Below are 2,752 nucleotides of genomic sequence, written 5' to 3'. Positions count from 1 at the left end.
TTTTTATTTTTTTTATTTATGTTTTGTTCCAACGCCCACACCCCCCCCCCCGGGTGCTGTGTGGGTTTTTTTTAACAACCCCCCGGGTGGGGGGGGGGGGCCGGGGGGGGGGGGGGGGGGCCCTACGCGCTGGCTCCGATGCTCGACCCTCCCCGCGCTTCGCTCGACCCTCCCAGGGGGAGGGTGATGAGAAACGTTTGGCAACACAGCACTTAAAAACTGCACGTCCTCTGCAGCGAGAGGGGTCGGAAAGCGAGCGTTCAGCGAGATTTCCGGGGGAGGGTAATCTGCGCCGTTTCCGTGCTCGGCCCTCTCCCTCGCGCACGCCTTTTGAAGTTGCGCTTTTGCGTGAGGCATTGGTTTTTTCATAACCCGACGCGTCAGCGAGTCGTGGCCGGCATGGTTTGCCGCAGAGGGCTCGTCGGCGTGCAGGGCCGTCGAAGCGATGAACGCCAACGCGAATCCTGCTAGCCAGCTTGGGAAAGCGAGGGATTGTCTGTGAACGATTTGGCGGGAGAGCCGTTTGAGATTCATGACCGAGTGGAATGGCTGGGTGAAACGAATCGCAGGAAGCAAAGATGTGCCGAGTGAATCACTGGAACAGGAATTGGGGCAGGGCGGTTGGAACCAATTCTGCGCCGGTGCCGAGGCTGGCCGGCATGTGCAGGTGACCGCATTGAACTTCGACGCCACGGGTAGGGCTGTCCGCGATCAAATTCGCTCCGTCCAAGTCGGCGAAATCAAGCAGCGGTGCGAGCTGGGCAGCACCGCTGATGCCGACGGCGGATTCCACCATGCAGCCCACCATGGTGAGTTTTTCGCGGCGTTTGGCTTCGGTCAGCATCTTGCGAGCTGGGGTCAGGCCACCGCACTTGCAAAGTTTGACGTTGATGCCGTGGAAGAATTGGAAGCAGGTTTCCAGGTCAGCTTCGGTTTGACAGTCTTCGTCCGCGATGATCGGCAGCGAGGATTCTTCGAACACGCGTTGCTTGTCAGCGGGGTCGGCGGAGCGGGGCAGGGGTTGTTCGATGAATTGAACACCCATGTGCCGGAGTTCTTTGGAATAGTCGATTGTTTGTTGAGCTGACCAGGCACAGTTTGCATCGACCCGGAAGGTGGCTTCGGTGCACTGACGAAGCTGACGGATGATTTCTAAATCGTGATCGGTGCCCAATTTGATTTTGTAGAGGTCCCAACCGGAGTCCGCATCCAGTTTTCTCCGCATCTCTTGGACGGAATCGATTCCAATGGTGAAACTGGAGTGCAGCTCGGGATTCCAGGTCAGTCCCCAGTGGTGCCAGAGGGTGGTGCCGGAAAGTCGTGAGTGCCAGTCATGGCAGGCCATGTCCAAGGCGGACAAGGAGAACATGTCGCCCTGAAGTTGTTTTGAAAGACGATGCCAGTTTCTTTCGGGGGCGTCATCAAAGCACCTCGCAAGATCGTCTGCACTCAACCCGTTGAGTGCGTCACTCATCGCGGTGATTGTGTGACCGTAATAGTCATTGGCGGTGACTTCACCATAGCCGGTGATTCCGCCGTGTTTCAGTTCGACGATCAAGCTGTCTTGATGCGTGATGGTTCCACGCGAAATCGTGAATGGGTCTCGCAAGGGCAAGCGGATTGGGTAGAGATTGAGCTTCATGCTTCGATCCCCATCCGTGGAACCGGGATGCATTCGGTTTGCAAATCCAAAGCGGCACGGACGAGTTTGTCGGCGCCATCTCGGTAGACATCACAGGCAGGCAAACCAAAGCGGTGTTCCGCTTGTTCGACTTCGCGTTTGGCGTCGAATGGTGAAAGGTTGCGAGTGTTGACGGAAACGCCGATGAACTTGGACGGTCCACGCAAATTCGCAACGTGTTCGATTGCATGCATTTGGTGTTCGAGCGGTGGAATGGCGAGTCCATCGAACCCTTTGACATTGGTGCGGCCGGCTTCGTAGCAAAACACCAACCCTTGCGGGGCACAACCGTGAAGCAGTCCCAACGTGACCGCGGAATAGGCCGGGTGAGAGATGCTGCCTTGTCCTTCCACGACGAGGAAGTCCGCGTCCTCGTTGTCTCGCACCAAGTATTCGACGGCGCCATTGACGAAATCCGCGACGACGCAGTCGGCGGGAACGCCGCGACCGGAGATCATGATTCCGGTTTGGCCGGTCGCGAGGAAGCGGGACGATTTGCCAGCGGCTTGAAGGCCACGGTCGATTTCGACCGTGGTGACCATCTTGCCGATGCTGCAATCGTGTCCGACGGCATGGATGCGAATGCATTCGTCGCGAAAGGGTTTGCCGGTGGCGGTTTCTTTCCAGTGGTTCTTTCGAACGTCAACGATTTGCGAACCGGACTGCTGGGCGAGTTCACGCCACTCGTTGTCGTCGGAGAGGAAATCATGCAGTCCCGAAACAACATCGACACCGGCTCGAATGGCCGCTTCCAATTGCGGACGCCAAGCCTCAGGAAGTTTGCCCCCGGGAGGTGCGATGCCGATGTAGATCGCGTCGCAATTCAGTTCGGGAGACCACTCTGCGACCACCGGCGCGTCGCCCGCGCTAAAAAGCTCGGCTGAGGTTTTCCCCGCATGTTCGCGATCGATCACCGCGGCGATATCCACCGTGCGGTATCGCAGCAAGCTGATGGCGGTTTTGGCGAGGAAAGGTGTGGAGGCACCGTCGGTGAGGAGAGCGATGCGTCGATGCTGGGTCAGCAGTGGGTTGTTCATCGATCGACTGAGGGGATGAAGGAGAGGGGGCGTT

The 2,752-nt window shown here is 58.1% G+C and carries 2 protein-coding genes; both read right to left on the bottom strand.

Going from position 1 to position 2,752, the window contains the following annotated elements; translation table 11 throughout:
* Positions 1 to 592: 592 nt before the first annotated feature.
* On the bottom strand, positions 593 to 1,642 hold the full coding sequence (locus ACF8AM_RS22575) for a dipeptide epimerase (RefSeq protein ID WP_392557825.1): 1,050 nt from the start codon (positions 1,640 to 1,642) through the stop codon (positions 593 to 595).
* Positions 1,639 to 2,752 (bottom strand): DUF1611 domain-containing protein (locus ACF8AM_RS22570; RefSeq protein ID WP_392557824.1); only part of this gene is annotated, 1,114 nt, incomplete at its 5' end. The genes ACF8AM_RS22575 and ACF8AM_RS22570, both read right to left, overlap by 4 nt.

This window comes from Rhodopirellula sp. JB055 (genome assembly GCF_043100905.1).
Classification (GTDB): Bacteria; Planctomycetota; Planctomycetia; order Pirellulales; family Pirellulaceae; genus Rhodopirellula.
This window is presented reverse-complemented; position numbering and strand designations above follow the sequence as displayed.